Origin of the sequence: Acidiphilium cryptum JF-5 (assembly GCF_000016725.1) — a bacterium.
Lineage (GTDB): Bacteria > Pseudomonadota > Alphaproteobacteria > Acetobacterales > Acetobacteraceae > Acidiphilium > Acidiphilium multivorum.
The window spans coordinates 1,046,913-1,062,548 of sequence record NC_009484.1; the positions used below are offsets into that span (position 1 = coordinate 1,046,913).

General features: G+C 69.1%; 16 protein-coding genes. 13 read left to right on the plus strand and 3 right to left on the minus strand.

The features are described 5' to 3' along the window. Positions 1-18: 18 nt before the first annotated feature. Together ACRY_RS07160 and ACRY_RS07165 are read left to right on the plus strand one after the other, a co-directional pair. Complete coding sequence (locus ACRY_RS07160; RefSeq protein ID WP_011941883.1) at positions 19-957, plus strand: alpha/beta hydrolase; 939 nt, start codon at positions 19-21, stop codon at positions 955-957. Beyond that, a complete protein-coding gene (locus ACRY_RS07165) occupies positions 947-1,417 on the plus strand; it encodes a phosphate-starvation-inducible PsiE family protein (protein ID WP_007422393.1) in 471 nt (156 codons plus the stop codon). The genes ACRY_RS07160 and ACRY_RS07165 overlap by 11 nt, the downstream gene beginning before the upstream one ends. On the opposite strand, the gene ACRY_RS07170 is transcribed toward ACRY_RS07165, so the two are convergent. Next, the gene (locus tag ACRY_RS07170) at positions 1,377-3,182 is read right to left on the minus strand and encodes an ABC-F family ATP-binding cassette domain-containing protein (protein ID WP_011941884.1); all 1,806 of its coding nucleotides are present in this window, start codon (positions 3,180-3,182) and stop codon (positions 1,377-1,379) included. The two genes, ACRY_RS07165 and ACRY_RS07170, sit on opposite strands and share 41 nt — an antisense overlap. A 67-nt stretch (positions 3,183-3,249) precedes the next feature. Between ACRY_RS07170 and ACRY_RS07175 the strand changes: the two genes are divergently transcribed. Next, positions 3,250-4,854: an NAD(P)/FAD-dependent oxidoreductase gene (locus tag ACRY_RS07175; protein WP_007422651.1), complete on the plus strand. Its 1,605-nt coding sequence runs from the start codon at positions 3,250-3,252 to the stop codon at positions 4,852-4,854. Between the two features lie 100 nt (positions 4,855-4,954). Here the strand turns inward: ACRY_RS07175 and ACRY_RS07180 are convergent, their stop codons facing one another. Together ACRY_RS07180 and ACRY_RS07185 are read right to left on the minus strand one after the other, a co-directional pair. Beyond that, complete coding sequence (locus tag ACRY_RS07180; RefSeq protein WP_007422650.1) at positions 4,955-5,725, minus strand: exodeoxyribonuclease III; 771 nt, start codon at positions 5,723-5,725, stop codon at positions 4,955-4,957. Between the two features lie 7 nt (positions 5,726-5,732). Further along, positions 5,733-6,074: a HesB/IscA family protein gene (locus tag ACRY_RS07185; protein WP_013639697.1), complete on the minus strand. Its 342-nt coding sequence runs from the start codon at positions 6,072-6,074 to the stop codon at positions 5,733-5,735. 79 nt (positions 6,075-6,153) lie between these two features. On the opposite strand from ACRY_RS07185, the gene ACRY_RS07190 reads away from it, so the two are divergent. From ACRY_RS07190 to serS, 10 genes are read left to right on the plus strand one after another with little or no spacing between them, the layout of a single operon-like run. Next, entirely contained in the window at positions 6,154-7,296 is a 1,143-nt protein-coding gene (locus ACRY_RS07190) for a deoxyguanosinetriphosphate triphosphohydrolase (protein WP_007422648.1), read from the plus strand. 9 nt (positions 7,297-7,305) lie between these two features. Then, positions 7,306-9,096 carry an arginine--tRNA ligase gene (locus ACRY_RS07195; protein WP_011941885.1) on the plus strand — a complete coding sequence of 597 codons (1,791 nt, stop codon included), beginning with the start codon at positions 7,306-7,308 and terminating at the stop codon, positions 9,094-9,096. A gap of 25 nt (positions 9,097-9,121) precedes the next feature. Next, positions 9,122-10,000, plus strand: coding sequence for an SPOR domain-containing protein (locus tag ACRY_RS07200; protein ID WP_011941886.1), 879 nt, complete (start codon positions 9,122-9,124; stop codon positions 9,998-10,000). A 10-nt stretch (positions 10,001-10,010) separates the two neighbouring features. Further along, complete coding sequence (gene nagZ, locus ACRY_RS07205; protein ID WP_011941887.1) at positions 10,011-10,937, plus strand: beta-N-acetylhexosaminidase; 927 nt, start codon at positions 10,011-10,013, stop codon at positions 10,935-10,937. Continuing rightward, positions 10,934-11,629 (plus strand): site-2 protease family protein, encoded by a 696-nt coding sequence (locus ACRY_RS07210; RefSeq protein ID WP_007421380.1) that lies wholly within the window; start codon positions 10,934-10,936, stop codon positions 11,627-11,629. The genes nagZ and ACRY_RS07210 overlap by 4 nt, the downstream gene beginning before the upstream one ends. Next, positions 11,616-12,410 carry a segregation and condensation protein A gene (locus ACRY_RS07215; RefSeq protein WP_007421381.1) on the plus strand — a complete coding sequence of 265 codons (795 nt, stop codon included), beginning with the start codon at positions 11,616-11,618 and terminating at the stop codon, positions 12,408-12,410. Before ACRY_RS07210 ends, ACRY_RS07215 begins: the two co-directional genes overlap by 14 nt. Continuing rightward, on the plus strand, positions 12,403-12,960 hold the full coding sequence (gene scpB, locus ACRY_RS07220; protein ID WP_011941888.1) for an SMC-Scp complex subunit ScpB: 558 nt from the start codon (positions 12,403-12,405) through the stop codon (positions 12,958-12,960). The genes ACRY_RS07215 and scpB overlap by 8 nt, the downstream gene beginning before the upstream one ends. Positions 12,961-13,008: 48 nt before the next feature. Beyond that, complete coding sequence (gene tatB / locus ACRY_RS07225; RefSeq protein WP_007421383.1) at positions 13,009-13,452, plus strand: Sec-independent protein translocase protein TatB; 444 nt, start codon at positions 13,009-13,011, stop codon at positions 13,450-13,452. A gap of 9 nt (positions 13,453-13,461) precedes the next feature. After that, a complete protein-coding gene (tatC, locus tag ACRY_RS07230) occupies positions 13,462-14,268 on the plus strand; it encodes a twin-arginine translocase subunit TatC (RefSeq protein ID WP_007421384.1) in 807 nt (268 codons plus the stop codon). Then, complete coding sequence (serS, locus tag ACRY_RS07235; RefSeq protein ID WP_007421385.1) at positions 14,261-15,562, plus strand: serine--tRNA ligase; 1,302 nt, start codon at positions 14,261-14,263, stop codon at positions 15,560-15,562. The genes tatC and serS overlap by 8 nt, the downstream gene beginning before the upstream one ends. Positions 15,563-15,636: the final 74 nt, after the last annotated feature.

Sequence of the window (15,636 nt, forward strand, 5' to 3'; positions counted from 1 at the left end):
CAAGGGGAGACTCCGTCGATGGCAGAACTCGACAGTAGCGCCGCCACAGCGCTTGAACTCATCCGTGCCGCGGGCCGCCCGCCGGCCGACCAGCTGAGCCCGGCCGAAGCGCGGATCGGTTATCTGCAGGCGCGCGGCGCCCTTTCGCCGCAGCCGCCAGCGATCACGCATGTGCGCGATCTTGACGCCCAGGGCCGCAACGGCGCCATTCCGCTTCGCCTTTATCGCGATGGGGATGATGAAGCGGCGCGCGGCTGTCTCGTCTATTTCCATGGTGGTGGCTGGGTGATCGGTGATCGCGACACGCATGATGTCGTCTGCCGGCAGATCGCGCAGCGCAGCCGCGCGGTGGTCATTTCCATCGATTACCGGCTCGGCCCCGAGCACAAATTCCCCGCCGCCGTCGAGGATGCGATCGACGCCACCGCCTGGGTCGCCAAACACGCCGATGAACTCGGCATCGATGCGAAGCGCCTCGCCGTCGGCGGCGACAGCGCGGGCGGCAACCTCGCCGCCGTCGTCGCGATCGACGCGCGCGACAATGCCGGCCCCGCCATCGCGATGCAGGCGCTGGTCTATCCCTCGACCGACATGCTCGGCTCGACCGAAAGTCACGAGGCCTTCGCCGAGAACTACATGCTGACGAAGTCGATGATGACCTATTTCCGCGCCCACTACCTGCGCTCGGCGGATGACAAGGCGGACTGGCGCGCCTCGCCGATGCGCGCTGCGCGGCATGACGGGCTGCCGCCGGCCCTGGTCATCACCGCCGGCTTCGATCCGCTGCGCGACGAGGGCGAGGCCTATGCGCGGCGGCTCGCGGAACGCGGCGTTGCGGTCACGCTGCGGCGCTTTCCGGGGCAGATCCACGGCTTCCTGACGATGGGCCGGGTGATTCCCGAAGCCGGCGAGGCGGTTGACGAAATCGTCGCGACGATGGCGGCCCGTGGCGTCTGACGGAACCGAGAGGCCGCGCGGACGCTGGCGCGGCCTCGTCTTCCGCGGCTACGACATCGCGGTGGACGCGGTGATCCTCGGCGTCATCCCGCTGATGCTCGTCGCCCTCGCCTTCGCCTTTCTCGAGGCGGTTGCCAGCACGATCCATCTCTTTCCGGATTTCCGGCCACAGACGATGGACACCTTCACCCTGCGGGTGCTGGTGGAGCAGATTCTCGACGTCGTCATCCTCATCGAGCTGTTCAACACCTTCATGGATTATGCCCGCACGAGGCGCATCCGGCTGTCGACGCTGCTCGACGTGACGATCGTCTTTTCCCTCCGTGAGGTGCTGATCAAGCTCTACGGCCAGAAATTCTCGGCGGAAGACATCATCACGCTGGTCGTCGTCATCATCGTGCTGGTCATCGCGCGCAGCATCACGATGAGGTTTTCCCCTCATCCGCCGTCTCGCGCCTGAGTTCGAGGTCGAGCCATTCGGCCTCGAGCGCGGCGAGCCGCTCCTGGAGTCCGCCTACCGTTTCACTGGCCTTGCGGAACCCATCGGCATCGCGGGTGAAGAAATCGGGGTCGGCGAGGCGGGCCTCGTGCCGGGCGATGCCGGCCTGAAGCGTTTCCATCTCGCTTTCGAGTTCCTTGAGCCGGTGACGGTCGCGGAAGGAGAACGCCGAGGCCGCGGCCCTGGGTTTCGGCGGCGGCGCGGCCGGCTTGCGCGGCCCTGCCTCGCGCGTCTCGCGCGGGCCGCGCTGGGCCAGCATGTCCGCATAGCCGCCGGCATACTCCACCCATCGCCCGTCGCCCTCCGCCGCGAGCGTGGAGGTCGCGATGCGGTCGAGAAAGTCGCGGTCATGGCTGACCAGCAGCACCGTGCCGGCATAGTCCGACAGCATATCCTGCAGGATGTCGAGCGTTTCGAGATCGAGATCGTTGGTCGGTTCGTCGAGGATCAGCAGGTTCGACGGCCGTGCCATCGCGCAGGCCAGCAGCAGCCGGCCACGCTCGCCGCCCGACAGCGTGCCGACCGGCGTGCGCGCCTGTTCGGGGCGGAACAGGAAATCCTTCATGTAGCCGACGACATGGCGAAACTGCCCGCCGACCTCGACCATGTCGCTCCCCCCTCCGGTCAGCGTGTCGGCGAGGGTGCGGGCCGGGTCGAGGGCGGCGCGCTGCTGGTCAAGGGTCGCCACGGCAAGGTTGGTGCCCTGGGTGATCGTGCCTGAGTCCGGCTCGATCTGCCCGGTCAGCAGCCGCAGCAGGGTGGTCTTGCCGGCACCGTTCGGCCCGACGATGCCAAGCCGGTCGCCACGCAGTACCCGTAGCGTCAGGTCGCGGATCACGCAGCGCTCGCCGAATGTTTTCGAGACGTGCTCGGCATCGACGACGATCTTGCCGGAGAGTGCGGCGGCACTTGTCGTCACGTTCATCTCCCGCGCCTCGCGTCGCTCCTCGCGCTTGCGCGCGCGCAGGGCGGCGAGTTCGGCAACGCGGCGGACATTGCGCTTGCGCCGCGCCGTCACGCCATAGCGCATCCAGTCCTCCTCGCGCGCGATGGCGCGGGAGAGCTTCTGCGCGTCACGCTCCTCCTGCTCGAACACCTCGTCGCGCCAGGCTTCGAAATGCGAGAAGCCGCGATCGATCCGGCTGGTGCGGCCGCGATCGAGCCAGACGATGCTGCGCGTCACCGTCTCCAGCAGCCGCCGGTCATGGCTGATCAGCACGATGCCGGCGCGCGAGGCCTTCAACTCGGCCTCCAGCCATTCGATCGCCGGCAGGTCGAGATGGTTCGTCGGCTCGTCGAGCAGCAGCACATCGGGCTCCGGCGCCAGCACCTTGGCCAGCGCGGCCCGCCGCGCCTCGCCGCCGGAGAGGCGGGCGGTACTCTCGGCGCCGGTCAGCCCAAGCCGGTCGAGGCAGGCACGGGCGTGGTGCCCGTCCACTTCCGGATCGAGACCGTCGAACACGTAATCGAGCACGGTCGGGAAGCGGGTGAGGTCCGGCTCCTGCGGCAGGTAGCGCAGGGTGGCGCCAGGCTGCAGGAACCGCGTGCCGGAATCGGCCTCGGCGAGCCCCGCCGCGATCTTCAGCAGGGTGGACTTGCCCGATCCGTTCCGCCCGACGAGGCAGATCCGCTCGCCCGCGGCAATGCCGATTTCCGCCCCGTCGAGCAGCGGCGCGCCGCCGAGCGAGAGCCTTATGTCTTGCAGGTTGAGCAGGGGAGGAGCCATGCGCGCCTTGTGGCCAATCGCGGATCGCATGGCAAGCGAGCGCCGATCGGGGTATGAGAGCGCTGCCATGATCCGCCTGACCGAAATCCGTCTGCCGCTTGACCACACCCCCGACGCCCTGCGCGATGCGGTGCTCGCCCGCCTCGGCATTGGCGAGGCCGCGCTGCGGGGCTTCACCGTCTTCCGCCGCGCCGTCGATGCCCGCCGCAAGGCCGCGATCGTCCTCACCTACACGATCGATGTCGAGGCGGAGGACGAGGCGGGGCTTCTCGCCCGCCATGCTGCGAGCCGCCATGTCGGCCCGACGCCGGACATGACCTACCGGTTTCCGGACTCCCCTCCGCCGGCGCGCCGGCCCGTCGTCGTCGGCACCGGCCCCTGCGGCCTCTTCGCCGCCCTCATCCTCGCCCAGGCAGGGCTGCGCCCGCTGATCCTGGAACGCGGCAAGGTGGTGCGCGAGCGCACGAAGGATACCTGGGCGCTCTGGCGGCGCGGCGTGCTGACGCCCGAATCCAACGTCCAGTTCGGCGAGGGCGGGGCAGGGACGTTCTCCGACGGCAAGCTCTACAGCCAGATCAGCGATCCCAACCATCTCGGCCGCAAGGTGCTGACCGAATTCGTCGCCGCCGGTGCGCCGGAGGAAATCCTCTACGTCGCGCATCCGCATATCGGCACCTTCCGCCTCGTCGGCATGGTCGAGACCATGCGCGCGACGATCGAGCGGCTCGGCGGGGAATACCGCTTCGGCGCCAGGGTGACCGACCTTGCCATCGACACCACCGGCGCAGCCCGGCAGGTCCGCGGCGTGGTGCTGGACTCCGGCGAGACGATAGAGACCGACCACGTCATTCTCGCCATCGGCCATTCCTCTCGCGACACCTTCACCATGCTGCGCGACCGCGGCGTGCATCTCGACAAGAAGCCCTTCGCCATCGGGTTCCGCATCGAGCATCCGCAATCGATGATCGATCGCGCCCGCTACGGCGATCATGCCGGCCACAAGCTGCTCGGCGCCGCCGACTACAAGCTGGTGCATCACGCGCGGAACGGCCGCAGCGCCTACAGCTTCTGCATGTGCCCCGGCGGCACCGTGGTCGCCGCCACGTCCGAGCCGGGCCGCGTGGTCACCAACGGCATGAGCCAGTATTCGCGCAACGAGCGCAATGCCAATGCCGGGATCGTGGTCGGGATATCGCCGGAGGATTTTCCGGGCGACGTTCTGGCCGGCGTCGAACTGCAGCGCCGCCTCGAAGAAGCGGCCTATGTGGCGGGCGGGTCGAACTACAACGCGCCCGGACAACTGGTCGGTGATTTTCTCGCCGGCCGCGCCTCGACGGATTTCGGCGCCGTGATCCCGTCCTACCGCCCCGGCGTCACCCTCACCGATCTCTCGCAGTCACTCCCGGACTACGCCATCGAGGCGATCCGCGAGGCACTGCCGGCATTCGGGCAGAAAATCAAGGGCTTCGATCGCGAGGATGCGGTGCTGACAGGTATCGAAACCCGCACCTCGGCACCGATCCGCATCACCCGCGGGGCGGATGGGCAGAGCCTGAACACGCGCGGTCTGTTCCCCGCCGGCGAGGGTGCGGGCTATGCCGGTGGCATTCTCTCGGCGGGGGTCGATGGCATCCGCGCCGCCGAGGCCGTTGCCCGAAGCCTCGCCGCCTAGAGCAACATCCGATCAGATGGAGTCATCTGATCGGATAAAGATGCTCTGATAATCAACAAGATAGAGCACGACATCCGATCCGGATGGATCGGAACGTGCTCTAATCGCGGAGCGAAACAATCACCGGCACATGGTCGGAAGGCTGCGGCTTGTCCCGCTCCTCGCGTGCGACGCGCACCGTGTCGAGCCGCTCCGCCACGCGCGGCGAGAGCAACGCATGGTCGATTCGCAGCCCCCGGTCGCGCTGCCAGGCGCCGGCCTGATAGTCCCAGAACGTATAGAGCGTTTCATCCGGATGGAGCGCCCTCAGCGCATCGGTCAGGCCGAGCCAGATCAGCGCGCGGAACGCCGCCCGGCTTTCCGGCCGCACCAGCGCGTCATCCGCCGGCAGCGCGCCTTTGGCCAGATCCGCATCGGTGGGGCAGACATTGTAATCACCGGCCAGGATGAAGTCGCGGTCATGCTCCAGCAGCGAGGCGGCATGCCGGCGCAGCTTCTCCATCCAGTCGAGCTTGGCCGCGAAGCCGTCGCCGCCGCCGGAATTGCCGTTCGGCAGGTAGAGATTGCCAACCAGCAGGCCGCCGGCCTCGATCTCGATGAACCGCGCCGCCGCGTCTTCCTCCTCGCCGGGCAGGCGCCGGTGGGTCACCGTCACCGCCCCGCGCGAGAGCACCGCGACGCCGTTATACGCCTTCTGCCCGACGACCTCGGCGCGGTATCCCTCCGCCTCGAAGGCGGCAGCCGGAAACTGCTGAGTCTCGCACTTGATTTCCTGCAGCAGCAGCAGATCGGGCTGCTCGCGCTTGAGAAAATCCGCGATCAGCCCGGCCCGCGTGCGTGCCGAATTGACGTTCCAGGTCGCGATTCGCACGCCGCGCTCAGTCGACCGAGAAGGACGAGCCGCAGCCGCAGGACGAGGTCGCGTTCGGGTTGCCCACGGCGAAATAGGCACCCATCAGCGTGTCCTTGAAATCGAGTTCGGCGCCGTCCAGCAGGTCGAGGCTCGCAGGATCGACGACCACTTTCGCGCCGCCACGCTCGAACACCACGTCATCGGCCGCCATCTCGCGGGTGAGGTCGAACCTGTATTGAAACCCGTTGCAGCCGCCCGCCAGAACCTCGACCCGCAGGGCCGCGTCGGGGCTTTCCGCCGCCACGATGGCGGCGATCCGCGCCGCCGCCGCCTCACTGATCCGGAACCGGTCCATCGTCTCGCTCATGAGGCTGAATATAAGCGCTCATCCGCCGGATCGCCAGCGTCGCTTGGACAAGCCTGCGCTCTCCTAGTAAGCCGGGGCCATGTCACTCGCCCCCTACGCTGCCCGCGCCGAGGCCTCGCGCGGCCGCCAGCATCCCGAGCCCGAAAGCGCGACCCGTTCCCCCTTCGCGCGCGACCGCGACCGTGTGCTCCATTCGGCCGCCTTCCGCACATTGCAATACAAGACCCAGGTCTTCGTGATCCACGAGGGCGACTTCTACCGCACCCGGCTGACCCACAGCCTCGAAGTGGCGCAGATCGCCCGCAGCATCGCCCGTGGCCTCGGGCTCGACGAGGATCTGACCGAAACCCTCGCCCTCGCGCACGATCTCGGCCACCCGCCCTTCGGCCATGCCGGCGAGGCCGGGCTGAACGATGCGCTCGGCGAGCATGGCGGCTTCGACCACAACGCCCAGAGCCTGCGCACCGTCACCCTGCTGGAACGCCGCTATGCCGGGTTCGACGGGCTGAACCTCACCTGGGAATCGCTGGAGGGGCTGGCCAAGCATAACGGCCCGCTGACCGCGCCACCCGCCTATATCGCCGCCTTCGATGCCGCATATCCGCTCGATCTCGCCCGCCAGGCCTCGGCCGAGGCGCAGGTCGCCGCCCTTGCGGACGACATCGCCTATCATGCCCACGACATCGACGACGGGCTGCGCGCCGGCCTGTTCACGCCGGACGATCTCGCCGCCGTGCCGATCATCGGTGCCACCCTGGCGGAGGCTCGCGCTCTGACGGCCGATCCAGTCCGCATCCGCGCCCATGCCGTGCGGCAGATGATCGGCGTACTGGTCAGCGGCGCGCTGGCCGAGAGCCGCCGCCGGCTGGCTGCCCTCGCGCCCGCCGATTCCGATGCCGTGCGCGCCTGCCCGGACGCGGTGATCGGCTTCGCGCCGGAGCTTGCCGCGGAGAATGCCGAAATCCGCCGCTTCCTCTACGCGCGGATGTATCGCCAATGGCGCGTCAACCGCATGACCCACAAGGTCGAGCTGGTGGTGCGCGACATGGCCCGCCTGCTGCTCGCCCGGCCGGACCTGCTGCCCGATGACTGGCGCAACGCCGCCGGCGCGCCGCGCAGCATGACGGCGGCCGAGGCGGTGCGCGACTATATCGCCGGCATGACCGACCGCGCCGCGCTCGACGAGCATCGCCGCCTGACCGACCCCCATTCTCCCGCCTGAGGTTTCCGCATGTCCCACAACATCTTCACTGCCCTGCGCCGGCTGATCCTCGCCGAAATGGCGCGCCTGTTCCCGGCCCTCGATGCGGAAGTGCAGGCGCGGATCGAGGTATCGCCGACACGAGAGGCAGCGCATGGCGACATGGCGACCAATGCCGCGCTGATCGCCGCCAAGCCGCTCGGCCGTCCGCCGCGCGAGATCGCCACCGCCCTCGCCGCAGCACTTTCGGCCCTGCCGGATATCGCGAAGGCCGAGCCGGCCGGGCCGGGCTTCGTCAACCTCACTCTGGCCGATCCGGTCTGGCACGCCGAGATCGCCGCCATCCTGCGCGCCGGCGAAGCCTTCGGCGCGAGCGCGATGGGGCAGGGGCGGCGGGTCAATGTCGAATACGTCTCCGCCAACCCGACCGGCCCGCTCACCGTCGGCCATTGCCGCGGCGCCGTGGTGGGCGACGCGCTGGCCTCGCTGCTGGCCAAGGCCGGGTATGACGTGACCCGCGAATACTACATCAATGATGCCGGCGCGCAGGTCACCGCACTCGCCTGGTCGGTCTACTGGCGCTATTTGCAGGCCCTCGGCACGCAGCTCACCGAGCAGGATTTCGCGGCGGCCACGCCGACCGGCCTGCAATATCCGGGTGATTACCTGATCCCGGTGGCCGAGGCGCTTGTCGCCGCCCATGGCGACGCGCTCGCGGGCCCGGGTCTATCCATCGCCCCCGCCGAGGCCTGGCTCGACACGGTCCGCCGCCACGCGATCGAGTCGATGATGGCGCTGATCCGCGAGGATCTCGCCGCCCTCAACGTCCGCCAGGACGTCTTCACCAGCGAGGCGGCGCTGATCGCCGCGGGCGGCGTCGAGCGCGCCGAGGCGATCCTGCGCGGCCAGGACCTGCTCTATGAAGGCGTGCTGGAGCCGCCCAAGGGCAAGACGCCGGAGGACTGGGAACCCCGCGAGCAGACGCTGTTCCGCGCCACCGGCTTCGGCGACGATGTCGACCGCCCGGTTCGCAAGTCGGACGGCTCGAACACCTATTTCTTCAACGACATCGCCAACCACGCCGACAAGATGGCCCGCGGCTTCGACACGATGATCGATGTCTGGGGCGCCGATCATGGCGGCTACGTCAAGCGGATGCAGGCGGCGGTGAAGGCGCTCGCCGCCGGGCGCGACGCCTCGCTCGACATCGTGCTGTGCCAGATCGTCCGCGTGATGAAGGACGGCACGCCAATGCGCATGTCGAAACGCGCCGGCACCTATATCGAGCTGCGCGACCTTATCGACGCGGTCGGGCCGGATGTCGTCCGCTTCATCATGCTGATGCGCAAGTCCGACGCGCAGATGGAATTCGACCTCGATGCCGCGGTGGCGCAGACACGGGAAAACCCGGTCTTCTACGTGCAGTATGCCCATGCCCGCTGCCGCTCGGTGCTGCGCGCCGCGGCCGAGATGCCCGAACTCGGCGACACCGCCGATGCCGCCCTCGCGGAGGCCGCGCTCGCCAGCCTGACCGCGCCCGAGGAACTGGCGCTGGTCCGCCGCCTCGCCGCCTGGCCACGCCTCGTCGAATCCGCCGCCCAGGCGCGCGAGCCGCACCGAATCGGATTTTTCCTGTATGATCTGGCGGGCGACTTCCATGCGCTGTGGAATGCCGGCCGCGCCGATGCCACGCTGCGGTTCATCCAGGCCGATGCCGTCGAAGCCAGCCGGGCGCGGCTCGCGCTGGTGGCGGCGACCGCGGTGGTCATCCGCTCCGGCCTTGCGGTGATGGGGGTCGCCCCGGTCGAGGAGATGCGCTGAGCGGCGCCGGCTGCCCGGAGAGATGATGGACCGACAGGATTACGACGACGAGATCGACATTCCGCCCTATGCCGTGCGGCGTCCGCCCACGCGCGGGTTCGATCCGGAAATGCGCCGGATCGCGCTCATCGCCGGCGGGTTCGCGGGGGCGATCGTCCTTGTCGCGCTGATCTGGGGCGGTGTGCATCCGCGCCTCGGTCCGCCGCCGGTGATCAAGCCGCCGCCGGGGCCGATGCGCACGGCACCCGCCAATCCCGGCGGCCTGCAGGTGCCTGGGGCTAACGAGCAGATCATGTCCGGCACCACGGCCTCGGGGCCGCCCCGGCTCGCACCGCCGCCGCCCCAGCCGGATTTCTCCAAGCTCGCCGCCGAGGCGAACTCGGCGCAGCCCAAGCCGAAGCTGGCCCCGAAGATGCCCACAGCCGCCGCCGTGCAGACCCAACCGCCCGGTGCGGGCCCGGTGACAACCCTGCCGCCGCCGCCCGTGCTGCCGCCATCCGCAGCAGCCCTGGCATCCGGCGCATCGGCCTCCGCCTCTGCCTCGGCCGCGCCGGCGGCACCGGCCACGACGCCAGCCACGGCCGCAGCCGCCGCGCCCAACCCGCAGGTCGGCAAGGCCATGCCCACGATCATCCCGCCCACGCAAGCCGCGAGTGCCGGACCGCATGACATCCAGCTCGGCGCCCTCGTCTCGATGGCGAAAGCCAATGAGGCTTGGCAGATCCTGCTTGCCCGCGTGCCCGACCTGCTGGCCGGGCGCACCCCCGTCGTTGTGCCGGGCACGGTGAACGGGCAGACCTTCTACCGGCTGCGCCTTGGCGGCTTCGCCAGCGCCGCCGCCGCCGCCGCGTTCTGCGACCGGCTGAAGACCCGCCACGTCGCCTGCTACGTCCCGCCGAAGTGAGACACCGTCCATGAAGGCCGCCATACTCGGCATCGCCGGCCCCACCCTCGCGCCGGAGGAACGTGCGCTGTTCGCCGAGCATCCGCCGGCGGGCGTGATCCTGTTCGGCCGCAACATCGCCGACCCGGCGCAGCTCCGCGATCTCGTCGCCGCGCTGCGCGAGAGCCTGCCGAAAGAGGCGGTGCTGATGGTCGACCAGGAAGGCGGCCGCGTCGCCCGGCTGCGCGCGCCGCACTGGCCCGAACTGCCGCCCGCCGCCCATCTCGGCGCCTTGTTCGCGACGGACCCCGACGCCGCCCGCAACGCCGCCCGCGCCCATGGCGCCGCGATCGGCGCGATGGCCCGCGACGCGGGGTTCGACGTTGTCGCCGCCCCGGTGCTCGACGTCCCGGTTCCGGGTGCGCATGACGTGATCGGCGACCGGGCGATCGCCGCCGACCCCGCCGTGGTCGGCGCGCTGGGGGCGGACATCGCCTGGGGCCTGATGTTCCAGGGCATCGTGCCGGTGATGAAGCACATGCCCGGCCACGGCCGCGCCGGGCTCGACAGCCATCACGGCCTGCCACGCGTCACCGCAACCGCGCTCGATGCCGATTTCGCGCCCTTCGCGGCGAATCGCGACCTGCCCTGGGGCATGACCGCGCATATCCTCTACGAGGCGCTCGACCCCGCCCATCCCGCGACCTTCTCGCGCCGGATCATCGAGGAGGTGATCCGCGGGCGGATCGGCTTCCGGGGCATTCTGGTCAGCGACGACCTCGCGATGGGCGCGCTCGACGGCACGCCGGCCTCCCGCGCCCTGCGCGCCCTTGCCGCCGGCTGCGACCTCGCCCTCTACTGCCCCGGAGAGCCTGCGGCCAACCGCGCGGTGCTCGAAGCCGTGCCCGATCTCGACGTAGCGCTGATCCCCCGCCTCAAGCAGACGGCGATTCCATGACCCATAACCCCATCCTTTCGGTGGTGATCAGCGTGCTCGCGGCAATCCCGGCGATCGTGCTGCATGAACTCGCGCATGGCTACGCCGCGCTGGCCCTGGGTGACCGCACGGCCCAGCGCGCCGGGCGGCTCTCGTTCAATCCGCTGCGCCATGTCGACCGGTTCGGCACGGTGATCCTGCCGCTGTTTCTCATCGCCAGCCAGCTTCTGACGATCGGACGGATCGACTTCATGTTCGGCTGGGCGAAGCCGGTGCCGGTGGACCCGACCGGGTTCCGCGATCCGCGGCGCGGCATGGCGATCGTTGCCGCCGCCGGCCCGCTGTCGAATTTCGTCCTCGCCCTCGCCGCCGCCTTCGCCATCGCCGGCTTCGGGAATGTGCCGGTCCTTGGCGATTTCCTGCTCTATTTCCTGCTCTTCAACATCGTGCTCGGCCTGTTCAACCTGTTGCCGCTGCCCCCCTTCGACGGCGGGCGGATCGCCGTCGGCCTGCTGCCGCTACCCGCCGCCAGAATGCTCGCCCGCGTCGAGCGGCTCGGCATCCTGCTCATCCTTTCGGTGATCTTCATCCTGCCCGCGCTGCTCGGCCAGTTCGGCATCCGCTTCAACCCGGTATCGGACGCGCTCGGCCTCTGGGTGCCGCGCGTCGCCGCCTGGTTCCTCCACCTTGCTGGCGTCAATGCCGGATTCTGACGCCGCGCCGCGCTCCGAACCCGTCGAAGCCTTCATCGTCCGCTTCGAGGGGTTCGAGGGACCGCTCGACCTGTTGCTGGAACTGGCCCGCAGCCAGAAGGTCGATCTCGCCAATGTCTCGATCCTCGCCCTCGTCGAGCAATATCTCGCGATCGTCGAGGGCGCGCGGCGGGTGCGGCTGGAACTCGCGGCGGACTGGCTGGTCATGGCCGCCTGGCTCGCCTGGCTGAAATCCCGCCTGCTGCTGCCCGAGGACGAGACCGCCGCCGAAGAGGGCGAGATCGCCGCCGACGTGCTGGCCGCCCGGCTCCAGGCGCTGGAGGCCATCCGCGAGGGTGCCGCCTGGCTCGGCGCGCGGCCGCAACTCGGCCACGACGTCTTTCCCCGCGGCGCGCCCGAGGATTTCACCGAGATCGACCGCTCGCGGCTGCGCGTCGACCTCACCTCGCTGCTGACGGCCTATCTCGCCGCCCGCCGCCGGTCCGGCGCGAAGCGGCAATACCGGCCGAAGCCGATGAATTTCTGGTCGGTGCAGCAGGCGCTGGAGCGCCTGACCCGGCTGCTCGGCGCAACGCGGGACTGGACCGACCTCGCCGGCTTCCTGCCGCCCGAACTGCCCGATTCGCCCGAACCGCCGCTCGCCCGCCGCGCCGCCCTTTCCAGCACGCTGCTCGCCGGGCTCGAACTCGCCCGCGACGGCCAGCTCGCGCTCCGCCAGGAGCTGCCTTTCGGCCCCATCCAGATCCGTCCCGGCCCGGAGCCCGAACCCGACCATGAATGACACCGAACCGCCCAGCGCCCGCCCGCACGCCGAACGGCTGATCGAGGCGGTGATCTTCGCCAGCCGCGACCCGGTGCCGATGCGCACCCTCGCCACCCTGTTGCCCGAAGGCGAGGATCTCGACGCGTTGCTGGCCTCCCTCCGCGCCCGCCACGAGGGTGGTGGAATCGAACTGGTCGAGGCGGGGCAGGGGATGATGTTCCGCACCGCCCCGGATCTCGCGCCGGCGCTGCGCCGGGTCGTGGAAATCCCCCGCCGCCTGCCGCGCGCGGCGATGGAGACGCTCGCCGTCATCGCCTATCACCAGCCCGTCACCCGCGCCGAGATCGAGGAGATCCGCGGCGTCAGCCTCTCGCAATCGGCGCTTGATGCACTGCTTGAAGCCGATCTCGTGACCCCCGCCGGCCATCGCGAAGCCCCCGGCCGCCCGGCGCTCTGGGCCACGACGCCGCATTTCCTGGTCCAGTTCGGCCTCAAATCGCTGCGCGACCTGCCCAAGCGCAGCGATCTTCTGGTCGAGCCGGCCGGTCCGGCCCCCGCCGATCCTTGACCTCGGGCGCAGGACTGCTAGCAGAGAGGCCGGTTTAAGCGGACGGACATGCTCGGATTTTCCTGGCCAGAAATTGGCGTGATATTGATGGTGGCGCTCGTCGTCATCGGGCCCAAGGACCTGCCGGTGGCCATCCGCACGGCGACTGCGGCGCTGCGCAAGATGCGCGGCCTTGCCAGCGAGTTCCAGGGTCATGTTCAGGAACTCATGCGCGAGGCCGATCTCGCCGATATCGGCAATGATCTGCGCAATCTCCGCAATTTCGATCTCGGCAGCACGATCGAGCGCCATGTCGACCCCGATGGCACCATTCGCAGCAGCTTCGATCCGGCGGAGGGCGAAACCTATGGCGTTCCCTCGGCCGCCGACACCGTGATCGAGGGGGCGGCGGATGACGAATTCCCGCCGGATATGCCCGCTTTCATTCCGCCCGACGCGGTGCGCGCCCGACCGGTGCCCGCCTTCATTCCCCCCGGCACGCGACTCTGGTAGGCCCGCCGCATGACATCCGATGAGACCGAAACGCCGCAGGACGCGGACCCGATCAACGACAAGGAAATGCCGCTGCTCGACCATCTGGCCGAGCTGCGCCGCCGCCTGCTCTGGTCGGGCCTCGCCTTCCTCGCCGCCTTCCTCGTGTCGTACTACTACGCGCAGCCGATCTATCACTTCCTCGCCCAGCCGCTCGTCAACATCCTCAAGGAGCGCGGGCAGAAGCCGGAACTCGTCTACACGGCGCTCTACGAGGCGTTCTTCACCTATGTGAAGGTCGCGATCTTCGCCGCCGCCTTCATCTCCTTCCCGGTCATCGCCACGCAGATCTGGCTGTTCATCGCGCCCGGCCTCTACCGATCGGAAAAACGCGCGCTGCTGCCCTTCCTGATCGCCACGCCGGTGCTGTTCTTCGCCGGCGGAGCGTTGGCATATTATGTCATATTTCCAAATGCCTGGAAGTTTTTCCTGAGTTTTCAGACGAACCCGCACAACGCGAATTTCCAGATCAACGTGCTGCCGCGCGTCTCGGACTATCTCAACCTGGTGATGAAGCTGATCTTCGCCTTCGGCATCTGCTTCGAACTGCCGGTACTGCTGACGCTGCTCGGCCGGGTCGGCATCGTCAACGCGGCGGCGCTGAAGAAATACCGCCGCTATGCCTATGTCGGCTGCTTCATCGTCGCGGCGATCCTGACCCCGCCGGACGTCTTCACCATGACCGGCCTCGCGCTGCCGCTGATCGCCCTGTTCGAACTGTCGATCTTCGCGGTGAAGATGGTCGAGCCGAAAGCCGAGGTTTCCGAGAATGCATGACCTGAAAGCCATTCGCGACGACGCCGCGGCCTTTGGTGCTGCGATGCGCCGACGAGGACTTGCCGGGCCGGAAGGGGCGGACGAGGGCGCGGCAGCACCGATCCGCGCTCTCGATGAAGAGCGCCGCCGCGCACAGACCGAGCTTCAGGGCCACGAAACGCGCCGCAACGAACTCGCCCGCGCGATCGGCCAGGCCAAGCGCGCCGGCGAGGATACCACGGCCCTCGAAGCCGAAGGCACGGCCCTGCGCCAGTCGATCGAGACCGCCAACGCCTGGCTTGCCGAATCGGCACGCAAGCTGGACGAGCTGCTTGCCGTCCTGCCCAACGTCCTCGATGCCGACGTCCCCGATGGCCCCGACGAAACCGCCAATGTGGAGCAAAAACGGGTCGGCGCACCGCCCTCATTCGATTTCGAGGCAAGGCAGCATTTCGAACTTGGCGAAGCCCTCGGCCTGATGGATTTCGCCGGCGCGGCCAAGCTCGCCGGCGCCCGGTTCACCGTGCTGCGCGGCGATCTCGCCCGGCTCGAGCGCGCCCTCGGCCAGTTCATGCTCGACCTGCATGTGAACGAGCACGGCTATACCGAGGTTTCGCCGCCGCTGCTCGTCAACGACGCGACGATGTATGGCACCGGCCAGCTTCCCAAATTCGCCGAGGACCTCTTCCGCACCACCGACGGTCGCTGGCTGATCCCCACCGCCGAGGTGCCGCTGACCAACCTCGCCGCCGGAGAGATCCTCGATGCCGCCAGCCTGCCGCTGCGCATGACGGCGCTGACCCCGTCCTTCCGCTCCGAGGCCGGCTCAGCCGGGCGCGACACCCGCGGAATGCTGCGCCAGCACCAGTTCTGGAAGGTCGAGCTCGTCTCGCTCACCACGCCGGAGGCCAGCGCCGACGAGCACGAGCGGATGACAAGCTGCGCCGAATCCGTGCTGGAACGCCTGGGCCTGCCCTATCGCCGCATGCTGCTCTGCGCCGGCGACACCGGCTTCTCCTCGGCCAAGACCTACGATCTCGAGGTATGGCTGCCGGGGCAGGGGGCCTATCGCGAAATCTCCTCCTGCTCGAACTGCCGCGCCTTTCAGGCCCGCCGCATGAACGCCCGCTACCGCCCGCCGCAGACCGGCCCGAAGCCGGCGAAGCCGGATTTCGTCCACACCCTGAACGGCTCCGGCGTTGCGACCGGACGCGCCCTCATCGCCGTGATGGAAAACTACCAGAACGCCGACGGCTCGATCACTGTTCCGGACGCGTTGCGGCCCTATATGCGAGGATGTGACCGGATCGGCTGACCGCCCCGGTCCCCTCCTATTGACCGGGGCGGGCGGCTTCTCATATTCGATGTCCAGAATATGATATCCCAAGG